This is a genomic window from Bifidobacterium adolescentis ATCC 15703, from assembly GCF_000010425.1.
GTDB lineage: Bacteria > Actinomycetota > Actinomycetes > Actinomycetales > Bifidobacteriaceae > Bifidobacterium > Bifidobacterium adolescentis.
On the sequence record NC_008618.1, the window covers coordinates 824429 to 847868 of the forward strand.

Genomic DNA, 23440 nt, shown 5'->3' on the forward strand with positions numbered 1-23440 from the left:
ATTATGAATTCTAACGCCAGCAGCGATATCCAGACAATCGTGACCGATGTGCTGAACAGCAGACCGTATACGCATCGGCAGGACGTCGATATGTCCGTGGCTGCGGTGATCACCGCGCAGCATGACCTTCGATTCCTCGCTTCTACCGTTGGAGCGGTGCTTGCGCAGCGCATGCTTCCAGGAATGATCGTTATCGCCGATTGCACGGGGCAGATCGAGCAGCCCATGCAGATGACCTTCGATGTCATTCACTCATCACAGGATGTGCTTACGGAAGTGCCGGAAGCCAAAACGGTGAGGGTCATTCTGGTGGGAGTGAAGCAGGCGGCGTCCTTCATGGACGCTGTAACGCGTGCGATGGATCAGATCGGCATTGATGCCGGCATCCGCGCGTTGTGGACCTTGCATGACGATTCGCGGCCGGCGGATGACCGGTGCTTCGAGACGTTGCTGGATGCGTGGAGAAACACGCCGACAGCCGCGCTGCTCGGTGCCAAGCAGTTGGATTGGCAGGCGAAGAACCTGCACAATGTGGGTTTGTATGCCGGGCACCATGATGTCGTTTCCTTGGTGGTCGACGGCGAGCCTGACCAGGAGCAATATGACGGGCGTCAGGATGTGCTGTCGGTCTCCCTATCGGGCGCGTTGGTGCCGTTGGCTACGTTGCGTGCGTTCGAAGGGGCTGACCCCTGGTTCGGCACCTTCGCGGAATCCACGGACCTGTGCCGCCGCATATGTCTTGGCGGTGGGCGTGTCGTAGTGGTTCCCCAGGCTCGCATCGCCCACAGAAGAGCCCGATTCGAAGGAATCCGTTCCAAGAACGGGCGCCCTGTGGAAGACGAGGACGGTCGCATCGATCCGTATCTTGCCGTACGCGAGGCGAATGCCAAATACGCGTACACTGACATGCACCGTTCATGGTGGCCGTTGCTTTGGCTGTGGTCCATCATCCAGTCGTTGGGATTGGCCGTGCTTTGCTTGGCGCGCAAACAGCCGTATCATGCATGCTGCGAGCTGGCGATGCCGTGGCGTGCGCTGCTGCGTCTGCGGGGTGCTTGGCGCGCCCGTGCGCGGTTACGCAGGCAAAGCAAGGTCACGCTTAAATCGCTATCCACGCTGTCTGCGAATCATCGGCAGGTCAGGGAATGGCTCGACCGTCGCCGTGCGTTGCGCGACCAGAGGGATGTCGTGCTGCTCAGTCCTCTTGAGAAGGACCATCTGCGTAAACGGTTGCTGCGTAGATGGGGATTGGCCTTCGGCGCGGCGCTGATTGCCGGCATATGGATAGTCGTGCTGTATTGGGACGTGCTTCGTTCCGTATGTTCGGGTGCGTCGATGTATTCCGCACAGCTGTTGCCCACGGGCGCGAGCTTCACCCAGTTGCTTCATACCGCGACCACGTCATGGTCGTATGCCTCAGGCACGGGCATCAGTGCGCCTAACGCGCCATGGCTGTTGGTGCTTGCGCTGGCGTCGGTGCTCACTGGTGGACATGTTGCCGGAGCTGTCGGACTGATGTTCTTCCTTGCAGCCCCGCTCATGGTGTTTTCCTTCTGGGCGCTGGCCGGCATCTTCACCCGCTCGGATGCGGTGCGCTGCGTGGTCGCGTTGGCGTGGTTCGCGTTGGCGTTGTCCATGGGACTTTATGATGACGCGGATGTCACGATGCTGACGGTCATGGTGTTTCTTCCGGCCGCTTTCGCCTTCTCGTTCCGTGCGGTCGGCATGTATCGGACGGAGGATCTGGTCAATCCCCACGCGTCGGTCCAGGCGGCGGCGGTTGCGGCGCTGTGTTTCATTCCGGTCGTCGCCGCGCAGCCGCAGTTGTTGCTGCCGCTGATGCTCACCTTCCTGGGATTCCTGCTGTTCGTCCGCTCCCATAAGCCCGCGTTGCTTCTGATTCCGCTTCCGGCGGCGTTCGTATGCGCGCCGACGTTGGTCAATGCCGTTCGTTTCACTTCCGACGGTACATGGCGTCAGCTGTTCGGCAGCGTCATGCTGCCCTCCTCCGCGTATGATGGCAAACCGGTCGTCGCGAATCTGTCCGATCTGTTGCTGCGGGTGTTCGGCATCGGCGCCGACGGTGGTGCATGGCGGTATGTGGCGGTTTCCATACTGGCGTTGATCGTATTGCTGGCCGCGGTGTCATTGGTGTTGCCTTTCGTGCTGCGCGTGTCCCGTATGATGTGGGTCGCCGTGTTCGCGGGATTGGCGACGGCCTTGCTGTCCGCGGCGATTGCGGTGGCCGTCGATGTGGATGGTCCGGTCTCCGGTTCCATGCTTCCGGGAACCACATATGCGATGATGGGCTTGCTCGCCTGCATCTGCATGATGTCGGGCGGCGCGGTTCGACGTTTCGTCATGCTGAGACAGCATGAGAAGACCGGCGCCGTCGAAATCGAAGGACGCGGCTCGAAGGCAGTGTCGATTGCCTCGCATGTGGGTCGTGCCGTATTGGTTTGCCTGCTGGCCGTCTCCGTCGTGGCCTGTGCGGGATTCAACTATGTCGAATGCGATCACAGCCAGGTAAAGACCAGCGATGCTGGACTGCCGATGGTGGCGACCGATTTCCTTGGGCAGGATGATGCACGTCGCGTGCTTGCCTTGCGTGCCGATAGCGCCGAGTCGGTCAGCTACAGTGTGATGCGTACCGGTCGTGGCGACTTGATTGACAGCTCTCCCGCGCAACGCGTCGAAGTGGTTTCGGGACGTTCCGACGGGTCCAGCAGAACCATTGCGCAGGATTGCGCCCAGTTGCTGGCCAATGCCGATTCCGATGCCATCAACGAGCTTGGCAAGTTGGGTTTCGGCGGCATTTACGTTATCAAGCAGAACGGCGACAAAGCGCAGCGAGAGGCCTCGAACCAGCTCAATTCGAACATTGGAGCCTCCGACGGGACACAGAATGTCGTCAGTCTGGATAATGGCACGTATTATCGTTTGACGGTTCAGGATCTATCCAAGCAGCATATCGATCGAAGCGGGCTTGATAAGGCCGGCTCAAGTGTGTGGCGTCGTTCATGGCTGTGGTGCATGGGCGTCGTTCTTGTAGCGTATTGCCTGGTGGCGCTTCCGCGCATTCGTCGTCAGGGTCTGGAGGAAGCATGAGCAGACATTCTCGTCCCAATACGCCTTTGCGTATTGCGCTTGCCGTAATCTCAGTGTTGCTCATCGTGGTCCTGATGGCCGTGACGCTCATATACCGGCCATCATGGCTGCATGCGGACACGCCCACGGTGGAACGCTCCTCGGTGGGTCGTACCGTCAGCCCCCGGCAGCGGCAGACGTACTGCCCGTCTCGCATGACCATTGCCGATACCGATGCCTATGGAGATAGCGAATACCAGGCATCCAACGGCAATATCGCGTCTTCCGCGAGATACGCCGCCTTCGGTTCGGTGTTCCATTCATCCGTCGCCTCGATGGGAGCCGACATGACGGCATCCGTGTCGATGCTGGACAAAAAAGACGACTCGTCCGATGACATCTTTGTGGCTTCCGGCAATGTCGATGACGGCTCTCGATTGCAAGACACGCGTCTGCTGACGGCTTCGAACGGTACCGGCGCGGTTTCCTCAGTGATGTCATGGGCCACGGACGGTGATTTGAAGGGCGTATCAGCAGCCTCCTGCGTCGTGCCGGCGCTGAAACAGGCGTTCCTGCTTTCCGGTACGAAGACCGGCTTGACGCAACAGCTTGTTGTGGCCAATCCCTCCGCCAAGGACACATCGGTGACCATCAGAATCTGGGGCTCCGACAAATCCGGCGCGCTGGCGCTCTCCACCGGATCGACGCTGACCGTGGCCTCAGGCAAGGAAACGGTACTGAATCTTTCCGCAGCTGCTTCCGGCCAAGACGCGCTGTATGCCACGGTGACTGGAACTGACACTCCTGTGGCCGCAATCGTCCGCACCGTCTCCATGGACGGATTGACCCCAAAGGGATCGGATTATGCGCTTCCGAATAACGCTTTCGCGAAATCTCTGGCCCTCTACGGCTTGAATGGCGGAGACCATGCGACACTGTACCTGTATACGTCCCGCAAAACGGATGTCACCGTATCCTGGATTGACTCCAAGGGGGCGCAGCAGACCAATCAGCAGGAGCTGAAGGCGAACCGCGCGTCCGCCATCGATCTTGGAGACGTTCCAAAATCCGCTACCGGCATCGCCATAGCCGCTTCCGAACCGGTGTCTGCCACGGCGAAGATTTCAGACGATGGCCCCGATGGACAATCCGATTTCGCCCTAGTCAATGCGTCCGCTCCGGCGAAGATCTCCGCCATCGCGGTTCCTGACCAATCCACCGCGACGGTAGGCTTCGTCAACACCGCGGATGAGGATCGGACAGCGATCATGACGGCTTACGACACGGACGGCAAACAAGTGGACAGGCGTGAAATCGCCATCCGTCCCTCGGCTTCGACGTCGGTGCGCATCGCCGATATTAATGATGGCGATGTCGCCGCCATCCGTTTGAAGGATCCCGCCCAAGCCGTGGTCTGGAATCTTCGTGTCGGACAGAAAGATGTGTCCGGTGCGAAACTCGCCGGACTTGCCATCATCGGCGCCGTCGATTTGAAGGAGGCCAGAGAGCAGATCTGGGCGAATCAGGATATGACTGTTGTCCGTTGAAAGTCACATGCCCCAATCAGGATCTATTTCTTCCGGACGGCGTCCGTAGATTTCCGCCAGACGTGAGACCACCTCGTCCCTGATTGCGAATTGCAGGTCCATACGGTTACGGGCATGCGATTGCAGCGGCATGCGGTACAGCACGATACGGGGTGGAATGCCGTGTCCGGCGGGGAATGACTGCGATCCAAGATGCGGAACGTCCTCCCAAGGCGCGGGATCGGATGGCGGAACATCCTCCACAGCGAATTGGACCGGAGCTATGAGTTCAGGCCATGCCCCGTTGAGTCTGCGGATTTGCGCCACCAGCATATCGTCGAACATACCGCTTCTGGTACGGTACCGGGGCAGTCTGGTACCAAACATGGGCGTACGCGTGCCACGTCCATGGCGGTTGCGGTATATCGGGGTCTCCCAAGGCATCTGTTGCATGGTTTCTACCTTATCAGGGCTTATTCGAAACATGCGATACCATGGTATGGGCTGCTCGACAAGGGGAGAAATGATCATGGCGGATATTTCCGTACCTTATTGGAACATCGTTGATGTCAACATGTTGTGCGAAGGCGCGCGGCTGATTGGGTTTGACCTCGACAACACGTTGGCGCGGTCCAAGAAACCTATGAAAGCGGACATGGCCGAATGCTTCTCTGCATTGACATCATTGATTGACGTCGCGGTGATCACCGGCGGCAAATACTCGTTGCTGCAAAGTCAGGTGGTGGACAGGCTGTCCGACCATGCCGACAAGTCGAAACTTCACCTCATGCCGACCAGCGGAACCCGCTACTACCGGTGGGACGGGCAACGGTGGGGGAAAGTGTTCTCCCACGATCTAAGCGACGAGGACCGTGCCAAGGCGAAGGAATCGCTGGAACGGAATGCTCGTGAGCAGGGCATTTGGGCCACTCATGTCTGGGGCGAGCGCATCGAGGACAGAGGCAGTCAGATCACCTTTTCCGCATTGGGGCAGCTTGCCCCCGTCGAGGCCAAGGAGGCATGGGACCCCACCAACGAGAAGAAGAACCGATTGGCCTGTGCGGTTGCTGCCGAACTACCGAATCTTGAAGTAAGACCTGGAGGCTCCAGCAGTGTTGATATCTCACAGCGTGGCGTCGATAAGTCGTTCGCCGTCCGTGAACTCGCGGATATTCTCGATATCGAGGTCGGTCAGATCGTGTTCATCGGAGACCGGATGGAACCCAACGGCAATGATTATCCCGCGGCGAAGGCCGGCACAAGGGCTGTCAAAGTGAACGGTCCCGCGGATACCGTGAAATTATGCGGCGAGATTATCGCCAGATTGTCCCGATGACGGAGCCGGTGTGAATCTGATGGCGGGCTCATTCGCGCATATGGCGAATCTGTTGTTCCCACGAGGCTGTGCGGGATGCGACAAGCCTGATGACGTGTTGTGCGATGCCTGTCTTGCGTCATTCGACTGCGAACTGTCCCAGCCATTGGAAACGGCTGAGATGGGTCGATGGTTCGCGTGCGGATGGTATCGGGGTGCCGCCAGACAGTCGATTCTGGCATGGAAAGACCACGGAGACGAGGAATGCGACCGTCCGTTCTCGGATGCGTTGTGCAGGCTTGCGGAACGCGCCGGTGTGATTGATGCCATGGATGGCGTTCGTGAGATCTGCGATACCATACTGGTCGTTCCCGCGCCGTCGTCGATTGCTTCCATGCGTCAGCGCGGACGACGGCACATGATGCCGCTGGCAAAACGGTTGTCGGCGTTTCTACGGTGCCGGACAGGTTTCCGCGTACAGGTATGCGATGCGTTGACGAACAAAGGAATCAAAGGCAAATCCGTCGAGACCAAGGGCACGGAACAGAGGGCGCAACGCCTTAAGGGGCATGTCATGGTTCGTCCGGGCGTCACCCTTCAAAACAAGGCGGTGATTCTGGTGGATGACATCGTCACCTCTGGAGCCACCATGCGTCGTTGTGTTGACGCTCTAACTTCACAGGGAGCTTTGGTCATTACCGTGCTGGCGTTGGCACACACTCCGGCCGGCAGACCTTTGGCGGCGTAAATCGTCACTCGTCATCGGAAATGTGATATTTCGGCAAAGTGATTTCGAAATCGGCGCCGCGCGGATCATCCACCACTCGTACCGTGCCGCCATGCAATTGCGCCGCCCATCGGGCGATTGACAGTCCAAGACCGGTTCCTCCCGATTCGGTACCCGGTCCCGTCTTGCCTTTGACGAATCGACGGAAGATATCGGACCGCGCTTCTTGGGGAATCTGCGAGCCGAAGTTGACGACATTCGTCACAATCGTGCCGAAATCCTTGTTTTCATGCGCTTCGATGAGCACCGCGGTATTGTCTGCGGAGTGTTTGAGCGCATTGGCGATGATATTGGTGAACAACTGGCGCAGACGATCCTGATCGCCTTCCATTTCGATGTCGTCGGGCACGTGGATTTCGATATTGTGGGCATGCCCGGCATCGGCGATTTCCAACGGTTCCACGGTTTCGTCGATGAAATCCGCGAAATTGAATTTATCGATCTGCAGGCTCGCCGCACCGGCTTCCATGCGGGACAAATCAAGCAGAAACGCGATCAGATCCGACAAACGGTGCGTTTGGTTGAGAATGCTTTCCAGATTCGATGGGGTCGGTTCCACAACGCCGTCGGCCATGTTCTCGACCATGGCCTGCAACGCGGATACAGGCGTACGTAGCTCGTGGCTCACATTGGCCACCATGTCCCGTCTCATCTGGTCGGCATGCTGCAGTTCCTCCGCCATCTCATTGAAAGACAAAGCCAGCTGTCCGACCTCGTCGCGGCTGTTGGCATCGACATGCACCCGGACGGTGTAGTCGCCGTCCGCCATAGCCTCCGCGGCATCCCGCATCTCGCGCAGGGGAGAGGTGAGTCCCCTAGAGAAGAAATAGGTGATGCCCAAAGCCACGGCAAGGGTGATCGGCATGGCTATCCACAGGCTCAATCCGACTTTGAGCAGGAACCAAGCCATGATGAACGCGATGATGGTGGAAATGGTGATCAGCACGCTCAATTCCATTTTGAGCGAAGAGAACAAACCAATAGGGCGTTCGGTATCCAACGGATTGACCGAACGCCCTGGTTTTGAATCAGTGGTACGCATACCACCAAATCTTAGCGCATCATACTATTCTTCCGGATCTTAGCGCATCATACTATTCTTCCGGCGGTTCGAACGCGTAGCCTACGCCATGCACGGTTCGAATGGTCTTCGAACCCAGCTTGTGACGTAGCGCCTTGACATGCGAATCCACAGTACGGGTGCCGGACGCATCCACCCAATCCCACACTTCCTCGAGCAGCTTCTCGCGAGTGAGCACGGACTTCGGTTTGCGGGCCAAAGTGGCCAGCAAATCAAATTCCGTTGGGGTCAAATGCACCTGCTCCCCATTGACGGTGACGATACGCTGGGCCGGATCGATGACCAGAGAGCCGAAATCAAGCAGTTTCTCGTTTTCGGAGTTCTTGGCGATGACCTTCGCCCTGTCCACACGACGAAGCAGCGCCTTGCACCGGGCGATGAGCTCGCGCATGGAGAACGGCTTGGTCATGTAATCGTCGGCTCCGGCACCAAGACCGATGACCTTGTCGGCCTCGTCGTCTCGCGCCGTCAGAATCAGCACAGGCACAGGACGTTCAGCCACGATGCGCTTGGTGGCCTCAAGACCATCCATCACGGGCAGCATGATATCCATGATGACCAGATCCGGACGGAGCGTGGAAGCGGCCTGGACGGCGCTGGCGCCGTCGGAAGCCACGCGCGCGGTCCAACCCTCCGCAGTGATGCGCTGCGCGATGGCGGTGGCCAAGGTCGGTTCATCCTCGACCACCAGAACGGTACGTGGAATTACTGTGGATTGTGCTGATGAATTGAGCATAGCGTTCCGCCTTTCTCAGAGTTCCGGCTTCAAGAATACTGCTCCCAGTGCCGGAACGGTGATTTTCGCGGACCAATCACGGGAATGATACTCACCCTTGACCGCCTTGAAGGTGCCGTTGTGAATATCGGAACCGCCGTACTTCTTATCGTCCGTGGTCAGCACTTCGGTCCACTTGCCACCCTTGGTGAGCGGAACCTGGTAATCCTCCCATGCCTCGCCCGAGAAGTTCACGACAACGACCATCTGCTCGCCATCCTTGCCGATACGCACGAAGCTGAGCGTGTTATGGTCGGCGTCATCGCTGGTCAGCCATTGGAATCCGGCAGGATCGAAGTCCTGGCTCCACAATGCGGGAGACGCCTTGTACAGGGTGTTCAGGTCGGCGACGAGCTTCTGCACGCCACGGTGGTCAGGCCAATTGAGCACATCCCAATCCACCGAACCGTCATGATCCCATTCGCCGTACTGCGCCACCTCATTGCCCATGAAGGAGAGCTTCTTGCCCGGATGGGCCCACTGATAGGCGAACAGCGCGCGCACGCCGGCATAGCGCTGCCAGTCATCGCCCGGCATCTTGCCGAACAGCGAGCCCTTGCCGTACACGACCTCGTCGTGGCTGATCGGCAGCACATAATGCTCCGAGTATGCGTACACCATGGAGAAGGTGATCTCGTTGTGGTGCCACTTACGGTTGATCGGCTCCTCGTGCAGATACTGCAGGGTGTCGTGCATCCAACCCATGTTCCACTTGAGGCCGAAGCCCAAACCGCCGGCATCGGTCGGTGCGGTGATGCCGGGATACGCGGTGGATTCCTCGGCGATCATCATGATGCCCGGATTGTTCTTGTACGCGGTCGCCGTGGCTTCCTTGAGGAAGTCGATGGCCTCGAGGTTTTCTCGTCCACCGTAGATGTTCGGATGCCACTGGCCCGGCTTGCGGCTGTAATCCAAGTACAGCATCGAGGAGACCGCGTCCACGCGCAGCGCGTCGATATGGTACTCGTCCAGCCAGAAGCAGGCGTTGGCCACCAGGAAGTTGCGCACTTCGCGGCGTCCGAAATTGAACACGTAGGTGCCCCAATCCGGATGCTCGCCACGGGTCGGGTCCGGATCCTCGTACAGAGGCGTGCCATCGAATCTGCCAAGGGCGAACGCGTCCTTCGGGAAATGCGCCGGAACCCAGTCCATGATCACGCCGATGCCGGCCTCGTGCATCTTCTCGACGAGATACTTGAAGTCGTCAGGGCCGCCAAGGCGCGAATCAATCGCGTAATAGCCGGTTACCTGATAACCCCACGAGCCGGAGAAGGGATGCTCGGCCAGCGGCATGAATTCCACATGGGTGAAACCTTCCTTCTGGACGTAGGGGACCAGCTTGTCGGCCAGTTCGCGATAGTTCTTCACATCCTTGCGCCAGCTAGAGGCATGGACCTCGTAGATGCTGACCGGACCGTTGTGCGGGTCGGTCTTGGCTCGCTGGTCCATCCAGTTCTCGTCATGCCACGCATGGACGGAGTCGACGACGATGGAACCGGTGCGCGGCGGAATCTCATGCGAACGCTCCATCGGATCGGCCTTCATGACCCATTCGTTGTTGGCGTTGAGGATCTCGTACTTGTAAATCGTTCCCGTTCCGACACCAGGAATGAACAGCTCCCAGACTCCAGAGGAGCCCAGTTCACGCATGGCGTGGGTGCGTCCGTTCCAGCCGTTGAAATCTCCCACCACACGTACCGCATGGGCATTCGGAGCCCACACGGTGAATGCGGTGCCCGCCAGCTGTTCGCCCTTGACGCCGTCATTGGAGCCCAACGGATCGTCATAGCGCAGCACGCGCGCTCCCAAAGCCTCCCAAAGGCGCTCATGGCGTCCCTCGCCAAACAGGTACATGTCCAAATCGCCGATGGTGGGCAGATAACGGTACGGGTCGTCGGACACCACGGTGGAACCGTCTTCATATTCGGTGCTGATGCGATAATCGGGCACGCCGAAGCCGTCATCGGTCTTGATGGCCGGAATGAGTGCCATGAAAACGCCATTGTGTTCATGCACCGCCTGGGTTCGGGCATTTTCGGTGATGATCGTCACGGATTTCGCCAACGGACGAAGCACGCGGATCGTGACGACATCCTCATGCTCGTCGGGACCGAGATGCCCGCCGAGCACCTCGTGTGGATTGTAGAACGTACCGTTGCTTACTGCATCCAGGTCGCCCTGTGCAACAGGAACGGCAACGCTATCTTCTTTGATCTTGGATTCTGTAGCCATGGGAAAAGTGTAAGCATGAAATGCTTGAAAATTGGCCCGTGTCGCGTCTTTTTTTGGTTTTTTGGCGGATTTTTAGGCAAGTCCAACCCTGATGGCACAATAATTCGGGTTTTGTGTAAGCTTTTCACGGAGGATTCATGGGTTACAAGGTCGGCGACATGGTCGTCTATCCGCGTCACGGCGCAGCGAAGGTGGAGGCCATCACCGAGCGAACGGTCAAGGGTGTGACCCGAGAATATCTGCAGCTGTCGGTGCTGTCGTCCGACGGGCTGGTCATCAATGTTCCGGTGGAGAACGCCAAGAAAGTGGGTGTCCGAGACATCGTCGGCGCCAAGGAGGTCGCGAAGGTCTTCGAGATTCTGCGTACTCCGATCATCGAAAAGGAAATGAACTGGTCCCGCCGGTACAAGCTGAACGTCGAGAAGATCGCCACCGGCGATGTGAATAAAATCGCCGAAGTCGTGCGAGACCTCGCCCAGCGTGATGTCGACGAGCATGGGCTGTCCGCCGGTGAGAAGCGCATGCTCACCAAGGCTCGCAGCATCCTGACTTCCGAGATCGCGTTGTCGGAGCATCTTGATGAGAATGAGGCCCAGCGTCTGCTTGACGTGAACCTTGGTTATGAACCGCCGCGCCCTGGCGACGAGGATCATCACACCGAAGCTCCTGAAGAGGCGGCCATGGACACTTTGGCGCGCGTCGAGGCGGAGAACAAGAAGTCCAAGAAGAAGTAAGGGAATTTCCATGCGTATCGGTCAGGGATTTGACGCCCATCGATTCGCGTCCCATGATGCAGGCAAGCCGTTATGGCTTGCCTGTTTGCGTTGGGATGGTGACGGCATCGAAGGCGATTCGGACGGTGATGTCGCAGCCCATGCGTTGATTGACGCGTTGCTTTCCGCAGCCGGATTGGGTGATATAGGCATGCTTTTCGGAGTCGGTTCCGATTCCGCCGGTGCCGGCAAACACGGCGACGAGATGCTCCGCGCGACGGTTGCGTATTTGCGTGCGCATGGCATGAGGCCGGTGAGCGCAAGCGTGGTCGTCGTGGCCAATCGTCCGAAAATCGGCAAGCGCCGTGACGAGGCGCAACAGGCGTTGAGCCATGCCATCGGCTGTGAAGTGTCGCTGACGGCCACCACTACCGACGGCATGGGATTCACCGGTTCGGGCGAGGGCATCGCGGCCATCGCCAGCGCCTTGGTGGAACCGATCGGCTGATACTTTCGCTACCTGCGGCGTGCCGATTCGATTATTTTGGCGACAATCCAGAACAGTGTGGAAATCGTCACGATGATGAAGCTCGGGGGAGCGGGGAACATGGCGGAAACCAACAGTCCACCCCAAATGGAGATCAAACAGATCACGGTGGAGACGACCATCGCGGCGAATGGGGACCGTGAGATGATGTTCGCAGTCGCGGCGGGCGTGACCACAAGAGCGAATATCAGCAACGTGCCCACGGCGGGCACCGCGATGGTGATCACACCGGCCATAATGGCCATGAAGCAGATGTTCATGAGATTCACCGGCACGCCTTTTGCCTGCGCCACCTGTTCATCAAGCGAGCTGAACAGCAGCGGTCGATAGATAACGGCCAAAACGGCCAGCAACAACACGTCGAAAACCGCAAACCCGACGATCTGCCCGTCCGTGATTGTCAGGATGGAGCCGAAAAGAATCGATTGCATCTGCTGCGAGGCGGAACTGGACAAGCGTGCGAAAAACAGACCCATGCCTGTGGCGAACGCCAATACGGTTCCTGTGGCGATTTCGCGTTGCGATGCCTTTTTGCCCAATGCGCCGATCACCAATGCTCCGCCGAGAGCGAACACGCCGAGACCGGCACTGACCGGCAGACTCAACAGCACGGCTCCGGTCGCTCCTGGCAGCCCGATGTGCGCCAGCGCATGCGCGGCGAACGTGGAATGACGGGCGATGGTGAAGTAACCCATCACTCCAGCGGCCAAGGCGATGCACAGGCCGGCGAGGAAAGCGTTTGTCATGAATGGCGCGGTCAGCGTGCCCATCCAATCCGGATCGAAGGAGAAAGCGGTTTCGTTCATGATCATGCCTCCTGCGAAATGCGGTTGTGTCGGTGGAATCTTGCGATTTCCTCCGGCGCGTGGGCGTCGACGTCAATGTCATCAGGCTCATCCTCGCTTGGAGTGACGAACATATCTCCTTGGGGAGTGGTGACCACCTGCACCGTGGTGCCATATAGATGGGTGAGCAGCTTCGAATCCAGCACCTCGTTCATCTTCGCATAATGCGGATGCCCGTCGAGCAGATATACGGCACCGGTGAGAATCGGCAGAAGCATGTTCAAATCGTGCGCCACTACTTGAATGGACATGCCGAGTTCTCGGTTGAGTTTGGCGAGCACGTGCACCGTGGCACGTTGGCTGGCCAGATCAAGATTGGCGAGCGGTTCATCCAACATGAGCAGTTGGGGGTCCGACACCAGCGCCTGCGCGATGGCGACGCGTTGCCGCAGGCCTCCCGAGAGCTCCGACAGCCGGTATCTCGCCTTGTCCTGCATGTCGACGAATTCCAGCGCATTGCGTACTTTGTCTTTTTGCAGGCGGGTGATGGGATGAATGCCGAACCTTGCCCCGGTCAGGCCAAGCAGCACCGACTGTTCGGCGGTGATGTTCGATTCGATGTCGGATGCGTAGCTCTGCGGCACATACCCTATACGGTGATTCATGGCGCCGGCCGGCTTGCCGAGTACGGTTATGCCGCCGTGGGCGATGGGAATCAATCCGAGTTCGGCTTTCATCATGGTGGTTTTCCCGGTTCCGTTGGTGCCGACGATGGCTGTCACCGAGCCTTGCGGGATACGGAAGGTGCCATGCTGCCAGATGATGTGTCCGCCGCGTGAGACCCCTGCGTCGTCGAATTCGATACAGAATGATGCCTTGTCGTGCATGGCTCGCTCCCTTGATAAGTCAACGATAGTATTCTCACAAACGGTGTTGACAATCATTCTCAATAAGAAGCATGCATGGACGATGAAAAGTCTCATGATGAATCCGCCTGGATCGTAACTGTTGCTGGGAAAAAGAATTCGCCGATGTCGGGGAATTGCTCGACATCGGCGAATCGGGGGGAGGGAGGATGGCCGTGGCTTTATTTACCAGGATCCGTCTGCCCTGTGTTGTCCGGCGTTGCGGCGTCGGAATCGGAGTCGGGATTGTCGCTCGACGGCTGCTCGCCATTCGATTCAGAGGGAGAGACGTCCGAATCTGATGATGTCGCATCATCTTTGGAGGAAACCGCCTCATTCATTTGCTTGATGAGCTGCGCGATCCATGAGATCAGGCTTTTGCTGTCGGCCGGCATCTGTTCCGTGACGTCGATGACCGGCACATCGGATTTGTGTGCGGTGCCGGTCAGAATATTTGTGGCATCCTCCGCCTTCTGAACATTGTTGATCAGCATATCCACTTGATGACCCTCCAGAATCTTCTGGAAGTCCTGGAGTTCCTTGGACGAGGGCTGAGAGCCTTCCGAGATGGACTGCGTGTAGCTTTCGGGAGTCTTATCGGATAGGCCCATGTCGCTGAGCAGATAATATGCGACCGGCTCGGTGGCTGCGTAGGAGACGTTCTTATGCGTATCGGAGAACTCTTTCATGCTTCTCTCGATTACCGTCTCGCGTCTGTTCCACGCCTTGAGTTTGTTTGTGAAATATTTCCTTTGCTTGGGCATGATGCGGCTGTAGGTGTCGGCAAGCTCCTTCGCCATGGCGTTGCGTGCGTCGCTGGAGAACCAGAGATGGGGATTGTCTCCCTCAACGGCTCCGACCATTTGCGCGGCCGAAACGGAAACGGTGTCTCTTTCCAGGTTTTTTGTGGCCCAGGAGTCGTATCCCGCTCCGTTGGACACGACGACCTGTGCCTTCTGCAGGGTGTCGACAGCAGTGGTCTTCGGTTCGAACGTGTGGGCGTCCTCTGTTGTGGAGGACAGAATCGAGGTGACTTTGACGTGCGCGCCGCCGATCTGCTCCGCCAGAGCCCCCCACTGGTTGACCGACGCCACCACGTTGATCGGGGTGGTCTGCTCCTTTGGTGCGTCGGGTGCCGTTGGTTGATTGGGCTCCGAAGAAGCGCCAAAGCAGGAAGCGGTGCCCAGCACAGTGCACAATGTGATTCCCGCGGCAAGGATGCGGAAAAATGGACGCTGGTGAGAGCGCATGTCGATTGCCTTCCTCTTGGGTCGTCCGTCGTTTCGGTCGTGTCCATCTCATATAGCACATGCGCGACTTACGACTGAAACCAAGATAGCCTACGATACTTGCAAATGCCAATACGACAAGCGACTTAGCGAGGAAGTGGACCACATGGGAACAAGGATTGATGGCAAAAAGGTGGCGGCACGGACCAAGGCGGACCTCGCCAAACGCGTGGAACTGCTGAAGGCGAGGGGAATCCAACCTGGATTGGGTACCATTTTGGTCGGATCAGACCCCGGCTCCGTGAAATATGTCGCCGGCAAACATGCCGATTGCGCCGAAATCGGCGTGAATTCCATCAAGCGCGAGCTGCCTGAGAATGCGACGTTCGATCAGGTCGCCGATGCGGTCCGCCAGCTCAATGCGGATCCCGCCTGTACCGGATATATCGTGCAGCTGCCCTTGCCAAGGGGAATCGACGAGAACGCCATCATCGATCTGATCGATCCCAAGAAGGACGCCGACGGGATGCATCCGTATAATCTCGGCGAACTTGTGCTGCATGCCCGAGGAGACATCACCACGCCGTTGCCATGCACGCCTCGCGGCGTGATCGAGCTGTTGCGCGCCTACGACATCGATTTGGACGGCAAGGAGGTGTGCGTGCTGGGCCGTGGCATCACCATCGGCCGCACCATCGGTCTGTTGTTGACTCGTAAGGCGGTCAACGCCACCGTCACGCTGTGCCATACGGGAACCAAGGATGTGCGTGACCACATGCGACGGGCCGATGTGATCGTCGCAGCCATGGGAGTGGCTGGTTTCGTCAAGCCGGAAGACATCAAGGAAGGGTCGATTCTCGTCGACGTCGGAGTATCCCGCGTGTTCGACGAGGAATCCGGCCGATACAAGGTCAAGGGTGATGTCGATAAAGCCTGTTACGAGAAGGCTTTTGCATACACGCCGAATCCTGGAGGCGTAGGGCCGATGACGCGTGCCATGCTGCTGCAGAATGTTGTGGAGATGGCCGAACGTCAGTTGTGAGTTTCGCGATAGTGCTTTCGGGCGTGTCGTGACATGCGACACGCCCGATTTTTGTGCATGGCTTCTTGTAGACTTTCGCCTTGTGTGTATTTGCGCACACGTATAACTGAAGAACGATTTTATCCATCCACTATTTTGTAAGAAACCACATTAATGGCAGAGAACAATAACGAAGTCGCCAAGGTCGCCATCAACGACATCGGCACCGAAGAGGACTTCATCAAGGCAGTCGATTCCACCATCAAGAACTTCGATGATGGTGATCTGGTCGAAGGTACCGTCGTCAAGGTCGATCATGACGAGGTCCTGCTCGACATCGGCTACAAGACCGAGGGCGTCATCCCCTCCCGCGAGCTTTCCATCAAGAAGGACGTTGATCCTGACGAAGTCGTCGAGGTCGGCGACACCATTGAGGCCCTTGTCGTCACCAAGGAAGACAAGGAAGGCCGTCTGATTCTGTCCAAGAAGCGTGCGCAGTACGAGCGCGCTTGGGGCGACATCGAGAAGATCAAGGAAGCCGATGGCGTTGTCGAAGGCACTGTCATCGAAGCTGTCAAGGGTGGCCTCATCGTCGACATCGGTCTGCGTGGCTTCCTGCCGGCATCTCTCGTCGAGATGCGTCGTGTCCGCGATCTGTCCCCGTACATCGGCCAGAAGATCAAGGCCAAGATCCTCGAGCTCGACAAGAACCGCAACAACGTGGTCCTCTCCCGTCGCCAGTACCTCGAGGAGACCCAGTCCGAAGTGCGCGAGACCTTCCTGTCCCAGCTTAAGAAGGGCCAGATCCGTGAAGGCGTCGTGTCCTCCATCGTCAACTTCGGCGCATTCGTCGATCTGGGCGGTGTTGACGGCCTGATCCACGTTTCCGAGCTGTCTTGGAAGCACATCGATCACCCGTCCGAGGTCGTCAAGGTCGGAGACAAGGTCACCGTCGAGGTGCTTGACGTTGATCTCGATCGTGAGCGCATCTCCCTGTCCCTCAAGGCCACCCAGGAAGATCCGTGGCAGCGCTTCGCCCGCACCCACGTTCCTGGCCAGATCGTCAAGGGCAAGGTCACCAAGATCGTTCAGTTCGGTGTCTTCATCTCCGTCGAAGACGGCATCGAAGGCCTCGTGCATATCTCCGAGCTGGCCAACCGCCACGTGGAGAACCCGGAGACCGTCGTCAAGCCGGGCGAGGAAGTCTTCGTCAAGGTGATTGACGTCGATCTCGACCGTCGCCGCATCTCCCTGTCCCTCAAGCAGGCCAACGACTCCGTTGATCCGGCTTCCGAGGACTTCGATCCGGCTCTGTACGGCATGCCGGCAGAGTACGACGAGCAGGGCAACTACAAGTATCCGGAAGGCTTCGACCCGGCAACCAACGAGTGGATCGCTGGTTACGAGAAGCAGCGTGAGGAGTGGGAGTCCCAGTACGCCACCGCTCACGATCTGTGGGAGCAGCACAAGGAATTCGTTGCCAAGGAACTCGAGAACGCCGAGGCTTCCGCAGCCGAAGACGGCCAGGCTCCGAAGGAAGAGAAGGTCGAAGAGGTGTCCAACTACTCCTCCGACAACACCTCCAACGGCACCCTCGCCGATTCCGACCAGCTCGCCGCTCTGCGCGACCAGCTGCTCGGCAAGTGAGTTTCGACGAATCAAAATAAACTGATTCGCGTAAACCGCTGATAAATGGCCCCGCACCTGATGGTGTGGGGCCATTTGCGTATGTTGCGAGTCCGTCAAACATTACAATGGCGGTTGTGATGATTCGAATTGGGTTGACCGGAGGCATCGCCGCCGGCAAAAGCACCGTCGCTACGCATCTGCGTGAACTGGGCGCGACGCTTGTCGATTATGATGTGCTCGCCCGAAAAGTCGTGGAACCCGGAAGCGTGGGCCTGCAACGAATCGTGGAACATTTCGGGCCGGATGCGATGAACGCGCAAGGTGGTCTTAATCGGCGATGGATGTCCGAACACGTCTTCTCCGATCCGAATGCCGAATCCGAACGTAGAATCCTTGACGATATCGAACATCCGTTGATCTACGATCTTGCATTGTCGGAGGAACGGCAGGCGGTCGAAAAGAATCCGGATGCCGTGGTCGTACATGATATTCCGCTTTTGGCGGAAGTAATCGATGACATACCCATGCGTTTCGACCATATCGTAACAGTCGAAGCACCGGAACAGACGCGTGTGGAACGTATGATGCGCACCCGTGGCATGAGTGAGGCACAGGCGAAGGCACGTATCGCGCATCAGCCCACGCGTGCGGCACGAGAATCCATAGCCGATGCGGTGATTGACTCATCCCAGGATGTAGAACACATGTTCGACTGTGTTGATAGGCTGATGGAACAGTGGCGTAAGGAAGCGAGACGGAACCATGGGATTCAACATTGAACGAGTGAACAAGCCGTTTGTGGTCAAATCTCCATATAAGCCTTCAGGCGACCAGCCGAAGGCCATCGAGGAGCTGGCCACGCGCATCGAGAATGGCGAGAACGACGTGGTGCTCATGGGCGCCACCGGCACCGGCAAAACCGCCACTACAGCGTGGCTGATTGAACGTCTGCAGCGACCGACGCTTATCATCGAGCCGAACAAGACGCTCGCCGCGCAGTTGTGCGCCGAATTCCGCGAACTCATGCCGGACAATGCGGTGAGCTACTTCGTTTCCTACTACGACTACTACCAGCCGGAAGCGTACATTCCCCAGACCGACACCTACATCGAGAAGGATTCCAACATCAACGACGATGTGGAGCGATTGCGCCACGCCGCCACCGCGAACCTTCTGACCCGTCGCGATTGCGTGGTCGTGGCCACCGTCTCCTGCATCTACGGTTTGGGAACGCCGGAAGAATACGCTGGCCGTATGCTGTTCCTCCAGGAAGGCCAGCAGATCGACCGTGACGATTTACTGCGCAAATTCGTGGACATGCAATACAAGCGCAACGACATCGCCTTCACGCGAGGCACATTCCGCGTGCGCGGCGACACCGTTGAGATCATCCCCGTATACGAGGAACTGGCCATCCGCATCGAATTCTTCGGCGACGAAATCGACCGCATCTCCACTCTGCATCCGCTGACCGGCGACGTGATCGCGCACGAATCGCAGGTGCACATCTTCCCGGCCTCGCATTACGTTGCCGGAGCGGAACGTATGGAACGGGCGCTCAAAACCATCCAACAGGAACTTGACGAGCGTACCGCCGAATTGCATAAGCAAGGCAAGGAACTTGAAGCGCAGCGTCTCACCATGCGCACCACATACGATCTGGAAATGCTCTCGCAGGTCGGCACATGCTCCGGCGTGGAGAACTATTCGCGGCATTTCGACGGACGCGCGCCGGGCACGCCTCCGCACACGCTGCTTGACTTTTTCCCCGATGATTTCCTGCTCGTCATCGACGAATCACATGTCACCGTGCCGCAGATCGGTGCCATGTACGAAGGCGACGCGAGCCGCAAACGCACGCTGGTCGAACACGGTTTCCGCCTGCCGTCGGCAATGGACAATCGACCGCTCAAATGGCCGGAGTTCCAGGAACGCGTCGGTCAGACGGTGTACCTGTCGGCAACGCCCGGCGATTACGAACTCGGTTTGAGCGACGGCGTGGTCGAACAGATCATACGTCCGACCGGACTAGTCGATCCGCAGATCGACGTGCGGCCGGTGGAAGGGCAGATCGATGACCTGCTCGCCGAAATCAAAGACCGCGTGGCAAGGAACGAACGTGCGCTGGTCACCACGCTCACTAAGAAAATGGCCGAGGATCTGACCGACTATCTGCTGGAACGCGGCATCAAAGTCGAATATCTGCATTCCGATGTGGACACCTTGCGTCGTGTCGAACTGCTGCGTGAACTGCGTGAAGGCAAGATCGACGTCATCGTCGGCATCAACCTGCTACGAGAGGGCCTCGATCTGCCGGAAGTGTCATTGGTCGCAATCCTCGACGCGGATAAGGAAGGCTTCCTGCGTTCCTACCGTTCGCTCATCCAGACCATCGGCCGTGCGGCGCGAAACGTGTCCGGCACCGTCGTCATGTATGCGGACGACATCACCGAAGCCATGCGCAAGGCCATCGACGAGACCAACCGCCGCCGTGACATCCAGATCGCCTACAATAAGGAACATGGCATCGATCCGAAGCCGCTCATCAAGAAGATCTCCGATGTCAACGACATGCTCGCCAAGGAGGACGTCGACACCCAGACATTGCTCGGTACCGGATACCGAAACGCGGACAAAGCCGGCAATTCGCATCTCGGCGTGCCACATACCAGCAAGGAGGAATCCGGCAGGCGGCACGAGGAGATTCTCAAGGCCGGATTGCCCGCGCAGGATCTAGCTGATCTTATTCGACAACTGTCCGAGCAGATGCATACCGCCGCAGAACAACTGCAATTCGAGCTTGCGGCTCGTCTGCGTGACGAGATCCGTGACCTGAAAAAGGAACTTCGGCAGATGACGGAGGCGAGCAAATAGTTCTCGACCGGTCATACGGCATCCGTACCATAGTGGATTATGGCTGAAACACCACTTGTTTTTGAAATCGCCACGTTTGCGGTGCTTGCCGTCTTCTTCGTGGTGGACCTGTTCATCATCGGGCGCAAACCGCATGTGCCGTCCACCAAGGAATGCGTGCAGCATATCGCGTTCTTCGTGGTCATGGCGTTGATCTTCGGCGGACTCATGTGGTTCTTCGCCGGCTCGAAGCCTGCCATCGAGTTCTACTCAGGTTGGCTGACCGAATATTCGCTGAGCATAGACAACCTGTTCGTGTTTGTCATTATCATGTCGAATTTCGCGGTGCCGAAGGAACTACAGAAATTCGTGCTGTCAGTCGGCATCACCGTCGCGCTCGTACTGCGAGGCATGTTCATTTTGGTGGGCGCTGCCATCATCTCGCGCTTCACTTGGGTGTTCTTCCTATTCGGCGCGTTCCTCATCGTCACGGCCATCAAACTCGTCACCGGGGGAGACGAGGACGAGGAATACCATGAGAACGCGTTGATTCACGCGCTGCGCAAGGTCATCAAGATCACCGATGAATACGACGGCGAAAAGCTGCGTACTATCAAGAACGGTGTGAAGCATTGGACCCCGATGCTCATCGTGTTCCTGACCATCGGCACCACCGACGTGATGTTCGCTTTCGATTCGATCCCCGCCATTTTCGGTCTGACCAAAGATCCGTTCATCGTGTTCACGTCCAACGTGTTCGCATTGCTCGGTCTGCAGCAGCTGTACTTCCTGCTCGGAGAGCTGCTTGACAAGCTCGTCTATCTTCCGCTGGGCCTGTCCGTGGTACTGGGCTTCATCGGCGTCAAACTCATCATGGAGGCCCTGCATGGCAATTCGCTGCCGTTCCTCAATGGCGGCCAGCCGATTTCCTGGGTTCCGGAAGTGCCCACATGGCTGTCGCTTGTCGTGATCGTTCTTGCGATTGGTGGTGCGGCTTTGGCAAGTGTTATTAAGATGCGCACCATGAAAGCGAACGAAAAGTGACAGTCCGGCAAACGTTGGGAGAATAGAGCTTTTCTATTCTCCTACGAAATTGTGAGCGCTCACAACACACCTAGTTCTGAGGTGGAAGTGGGCGCTTTTTGCTAGTAAGCTATGCCATTGGAAACAGGGTCGTCAGATCCAAAATCAATATCAACAAGAATAGGCAGGCATTCATGCGTAAAGCCAAGATCGTAGATACCATCGGTCCCGCTACCGAGTCCCTGGAAGGCATCACCAGCCTTGTCGAAGCAGGTATGGACGTCGCTCGTCTGAACCGCTCCCACGGCACTCCGGAAGACCACCTCAAGGTCTACAACAACCTCCGTGCCGCCGCCAAGGCCACTGGCCGCAACGTCGCAGCCCTGGTTGACCTGCAGGGTCCGAAGATCCGCTGCGGTTGGTTCAAGAAGAACGCCGACGGCGAGGATAAGGTCCAGCTGACCGAAGGCCAGGAGTTCGTCATCACCACTGATGACATCGAAGGCGACGAGCACATCACCTCCACCACCTTCAAGGGTCTCCCGGGCGACTGCCATGCAGGCGATCCGATCCTCATCGACGACGGCAAGGTCCGCCTCGAGGTCACCAAGGTCGAAGGCAACAACGTGTACACCAAGGTTGTCGTTGCCGGACCGGTCTCCAGCCACAAGGGCATCAACCTTCCGGGCGTCGCCGTGTCTCTGCCGGCTCTGACCGAGAAGGACGAAGAGGATCTGCGCTGGGCCATCCGCACCGGCGCCGACATCATTGCCATGTCCTTCGTGCGCTTCGCCACCGACATCGATCGCGCCCATGAGATCATGGACGAGGAAGGCCGCCGTATCCCGGTCGTCGCCAAGATCGAGAAGCCGCAGGCCCTCGAGAACCTCGAGGAGATCGTCAAGGCGTTCGACGGCATCATGGTCGCACGTGGCGATATGGCCGTCGAGTGCCCGCTGGAAGAGGTCCCGCTGGCCACCAAGCGCTGCATCGAGCTGGCTCGTCAGTACGCCAAGCCGGTCATCGTGGCCACCGAAGTCCTCGGCTCCATGGTCAGCTCCCCGGTCCCGACCCGTGCAGAGGCATCCGACTGCGCCAACGCCGTCCTCGACGGTGCCGACGCCACCATGACCTCCAACGAGACCGCCGTCGGCAAGTACCCGGCAGTCACCGTGAACACCATGAGCCGCATCTCCACCTTCGCCACCGAGCATGGTTTCGACCGCATCCCGGAGCTGAAGAACCTGGATATGTCCTCCACCGGTGCCGTCTCTTCCGCCGCCGTCGACCTGGCCGACAAGCTCAACGCCAAGGCCATCGTCGCCTACACCCAGACCGGTTCTACCGTGCACCGCGTGTCCCGTGAACGTCCGGCCACCCCGATCTACGGCATCACCAACAATGAGCACACCTTCCACTGGCTGGCCCTGTCTTGGGGCACCGAGTCCTTCCTGGTCGACGAGGATTACCATGACAAGTCCCGCAAGGACCTCATGGTTTTCACCGACAAGGTCCTCAAGGACGCCGGCAAGGTCTCCGATGGCGACAAGATCGTCGTGCTGAGCTCCGCCCAGGGCGAACACCAGCCGGGTCGCACCGATTCCATCTACGTCCACACCGTTGGTGCCTGCGACTGAGATTTGAATCGTCGCGTTAAACGCTGATTCCATAATCCTCCCATTGGTTCCCGATGGGAGGATTATTGTTTTTACGCGATGTCTCCGAATGATGACAACGCCGAGATTTGGCGCAAATCGCAATCATGTGGTATTCTTCCAGAGTTGCGTGCAAGCCCTCGTATCCCAATTGGTAGAGGAAGCAGCCTCAAAATCTGCGCAGTGTGGGTTCGAGTCCCACCGAGGGCACGTAAGAAATCAATATCAATCCAGGCCCGGGTTGGGGCATGTTAGGCCGGCTTTGGGTGTGACAGTG

Annotated in this window: 19 protein-coding genes and 1 tRNA gene; 13 read left to right on the plus strand and 7 right to left on the minus strand. The window is 58.1% G+C overall.

Annotated elements, in window-relative coordinates; all coding sequences use genetic code 11:
• Positions 1-3: 3 nt before the first annotated feature.
• Together BAD_RS03515 and BAD_RS03520 are read left to right on the plus strand one after the other, a co-directional pair.
• The gene (locus tag BAD_RS03515) at positions 4-3108 is read left to right on the plus strand and encodes a glycosyltransferase family 2 protein (RefSeq protein ID WP_011743082.1); all 3105 of its coding nucleotides are present in this window, start codon (positions 4-6) and stop codon (positions 3106-3108) included.
• Positions 3105-4634, plus strand: a complete 1530-nt coding sequence (locus BAD_RS03520; protein WP_011743083.1) for a DUF5719 family protein — start codon at positions 3105-3107, stop codon at positions 4632-4634. Before BAD_RS03515 ends, BAD_RS03520 begins: the two co-directional genes overlap by 4 nt.
• A gap of 3 nt (positions 4635-4637) precedes the next feature.
• Here BAD_RS03520 and BAD_RS03525 read toward each other — a convergent pair whose 3' ends face one another.
• A complete protein-coding gene (locus BAD_RS03525) occupies positions 4638-5066 on the minus strand; it encodes a metallopeptidase family protein (RefSeq protein WP_021913619.1) in 429 nt (142 codons plus the stop codon).
• 76 nt (positions 5067-5142) lie between these two features.
• On the opposite strand from BAD_RS03525, the gene BAD_RS03530 reads away from it, so the two are divergent.
• Together BAD_RS03530 and BAD_RS03535 are read left to right on the plus strand one after the other, a co-directional pair.
• Positions 5143-5949 (plus strand): HAD-IIB family hydrolase, encoded by an 807-nt coding sequence (locus tag BAD_RS03530; RefSeq protein ID WP_011743085.1) that lies wholly within the window; start codon positions 5143-5145, stop codon positions 5947-5949.
• A 19-nt stretch (positions 5950-5968) separates the two neighbouring features.
• On the plus strand, positions 5969-6676 hold the full coding sequence (locus BAD_RS03535) for a ComF family protein (protein WP_041777496.1): 708 nt from the start codon (positions 5969-5971) through the stop codon (positions 6674-6676).
• 4 nt (positions 6677-6680) lie between these two features.
• Here the strand turns inward: BAD_RS03535 and BAD_RS03540 are convergent, their stop codons facing one another.
• Genes BAD_RS03540 through glgB form a run of 3 tightly spaced genes read right to left on the minus strand, consistent with a single transcriptional unit; the run spans position 6681 to position 10803 of the window.
• Entirely contained in the window at positions 6681-7757 is a 1077-nt protein-coding gene (locus BAD_RS03540) for a sensor histidine kinase (protein ID WP_011743087.1), read from the minus strand.
• Between the two features lie 52 nt (positions 7758-7809).
• Entirely contained in the window at positions 7810-8532 is a 723-nt protein-coding gene (locus BAD_RS03545; RefSeq protein ID WP_011743088.1) for a response regulator transcription factor, read from the minus strand.
• 15 nt (positions 8533-8547) lie between these two features.
• Positions 8548-10803 (minus strand): 1,4-alpha-glucan branching protein GlgB, encoded by a 2256-nt coding sequence (gene glgB, locus BAD_RS03550; protein ID WP_011743089.1) that lies wholly within the window; start codon positions 10801-10803, stop codon positions 8548-8550.
• A 137-nt stretch (positions 10804-10940) separates the two neighbouring features.
• Between glgB and BAD_RS03555 the strand changes: the two genes are divergently transcribed.
• Positions 10941-11537: a CarD family transcriptional regulator gene (locus BAD_RS03555; protein ID WP_011743090.1), complete on the plus strand. Its 597-nt coding sequence runs from the start codon at positions 10941-10943 to the stop codon at positions 11535-11537.
• 10 nt (positions 11538-11547) lie between these two features.
• Positions 11548-12024: a 2-C-methyl-D-erythritol 2,4-cyclodiphosphate synthase gene (gene ispF, locus BAD_RS03560; RefSeq protein WP_003809559.1), complete on the plus strand. Its 477-nt coding sequence runs from the start codon at positions 11548-11550 to the stop codon at positions 12022-12024.
• Positions 12025-12032: 8 nt separating this feature from the next.
• On the opposite strand, the gene BAD_RS03565 is transcribed toward ispF, so the two are convergent.
• The 3 genes from BAD_RS03565 to BAD_RS03575 form a co-directional block, all read right to left on the minus strand.
• A complete protein-coding gene (locus BAD_RS03565; protein WP_011743091.1) occupies positions 12033-12869 on the minus strand; it encodes a metal ABC transporter permease in 837 nt (278 codons plus the stop codon).
• A 2-nt stretch (positions 12870-12871) separates the two neighbouring features.
• Positions 12872-13735, minus strand: a complete 864-nt coding sequence (locus BAD_RS03570) for an ABC transporter ATP-binding protein (protein WP_011743092.1) — start codon at positions 13733-13735, stop codon at positions 12872-12874.
• Positions 13736-13935: 200 nt separating this feature from the next.
• Entirely contained in the window at positions 13936-15003 is a 1068-nt protein-coding gene (locus tag BAD_RS03575) for a metal ABC transporter solute-binding protein, Zn/Mn family (protein ID WP_011743093.1), read from the minus strand.
• A gap of 145 nt (positions 15004-15148) precedes the next feature.
• On the opposite strand from BAD_RS03575, the gene BAD_RS03580 reads away from it, so the two are divergent.
• The 7 genes from BAD_RS03580 to BAD_RS03610 all read left to right on the plus strand — a co-directional run bounded on the left by BAD_RS03580 (position 15149) and on the right by BAD_RS03610 (position 23373).
• Entirely contained in the window at positions 15149-16024 is an 876-nt protein-coding gene (locus BAD_RS03580) for a bifunctional methylenetetrahydrofolate dehydrogenase/methenyltetrahydrofolate cyclohydrolase (protein ID WP_011743094.1), read from the plus strand.
• 153 nt (positions 16025-16177) lie between these two features.
• Positions 16178-17650, plus strand: coding sequence for a 30S ribosomal protein S1 (gene rpsA / locus BAD_RS03585; RefSeq protein WP_003809549.1), 1473 nt, complete (start codon positions 16178-16180; stop codon positions 17648-17650).
• A 107-nt stretch (positions 17651-17757) separates the two neighbouring features.
• Entirely contained in the window at positions 17758-18411 is a 654-nt protein-coding gene (gene coaE / locus BAD_RS03590) for a dephospho-CoA kinase (protein WP_011743095.1), read from the plus strand.
• Complete coding sequence (gene uvrB / locus BAD_RS03595; RefSeq protein WP_041777286.1) at positions 18395-20506, plus strand: excinuclease ABC subunit UvrB; 2112 nt, start codon at positions 18395-18397, stop codon at positions 20504-20506. The genes coaE and uvrB overlap by 17 nt, the downstream gene beginning before the upstream one ends.
• Before the next feature lie 39 nt (positions 20507-20545).
• Positions 20546-21529, plus strand: a complete 984-nt coding sequence (locus tag BAD_RS03600; protein ID WP_011743097.1) for a TerC family protein — start codon at positions 20546-20548, stop codon at positions 21527-21529.
• 173 nt (positions 21530-21702) lie between these two features.
• Positions 21703-23145 carry a pyruvate kinase gene (gene pyk, locus BAD_RS03605; protein ID WP_021913704.1) on the plus strand — a complete coding sequence of 481 codons (1443 nt, stop codon included), beginning with the start codon at positions 21703-21705 and terminating at the stop codon, positions 23143-23145.
• 154 nt (positions 23146-23299) lie between these two features.
• Positions 23300-23373, plus strand: a tRNA-Leu gene (locus BAD_RS03610).
• The last annotated feature ends 67 nt before the right edge of the window (positions 23374-23440 follow it).

Bases quoted from the DNA above. Each gene is read 5' to 3' on its own strand.
- BAD_RS03515 (WP_011743082.1), top strand. From the start codon at position 4: ATGAATTCTAACGCCAGCAGCGATATCCAGACAATCGTGACCGATGTG.
- BAD_RS03520 (WP_011743083.1), top strand. From the start codon at position 3,105: ATGAGCAGACATTCTCGTCCCAATACGCCTTTGCGTATTGCGCTTGCC.
- BAD_RS03525 (WP_021913619.1), bottom strand. From the start codon at position 5,066: ATGCAACAGATGCCTTGGGAGACCCCGATATACCGCAACCGCCATGGA.
- BAD_RS03530 (WP_011743085.1), top strand. From the start codon at position 5,143: ATGGCGGATATTTCCGTACCTTATTGGAACATCGTTGATGTCAACATG.
- BAD_RS03535 (WP_041777496.1), top strand. From the start codon at position 5,969: ATGGCGGGCTCATTCGCGCATATGGCGAATCTGTTGTTCCCACGAGGC.
- BAD_RS03540 (WP_011743087.1), bottom strand. From the start codon at position 7,757: ATGCGTACCACTGATTCAAAACCAGGGCGTTCGGTCAATCCGTTGGAT.
- BAD_RS03545 (WP_011743088.1), bottom strand. From the start codon at position 8,532: ATGCTCAATTCATCAGCACAATCCACAGTAATTCCACGTACCGTTCTG.
- glgB (WP_011743089.1), bottom strand. From the start codon at position 10,803: ATGGCTACAGAATCCAAGATCAAAGAAGATAGCGTTGCCGTTCCTGTT.
- BAD_RS03555 (WP_011743090.1), top strand. From the start codon at position 10,941: ATGGGTTACAAGGTCGGCGACATGGTCGTCTATCCGCGTCACGGCGCA.
- ispF (WP_003809559.1), top strand. From the start codon at position 11,548: ATGCGTATCGGTCAGGGATTTGACGCCCATCGATTCGCGTCCCATGAT.
- BAD_RS03565 (WP_011743091.1), bottom strand. From the start codon at position 12,869: ATGAACGAAACCGCTTTCTCCTTCGATCCGGATTGGATGGGCACGCTG.
- BAD_RS03570 (WP_011743092.1), bottom strand. From the start codon at position 13,735: ATGCACGACAAGGCATCATTCTGTATCGAATTCGACGACGCAGGGGTC.
- BAD_RS03575 (WP_011743093.1), bottom strand. From the start codon at position 15,003: ATGCGCTCTCACCAGCGTCCATTTTTCCGCATCCTTGCCGCGGGAATC.
- BAD_RS03580 (WP_011743094.1), top strand. From the start codon at position 15,149: ATGGGAACAAGGATTGATGGCAAAAAGGTGGCGGCACGGACCAAGGCG.
- rpsA (WP_003809549.1), top strand. From the start codon at position 16,178: ATGGCAGAGAACAATAACGAAGTCGCCAAGGTCGCCATCAACGACATC.
- coaE (WP_011743095.1), top strand. From the start codon at position 17,758: ATGGCGGTTGTGATGATTCGAATTGGGTTGACCGGAGGCATCGCCGCC.
- uvrB (WP_041777286.1), top strand. From the start codon at position 18,395: ATGGGATTCAACATTGAACGAGTGAACAAGCCGTTTGTGGTCAAATCT.
- BAD_RS03600 (WP_011743097.1), top strand. From the start codon at position 20,546: ATGGCTGAAACACCACTTGTTTTTGAAATCGCCACGTTTGCGGTGCTT.
- pyk (WP_021913704.1), top strand. From the start codon at position 21,703: ATGCGTAAAGCCAAGATCGTAGATACCATCGGTCCCGCTACCGAGTCC.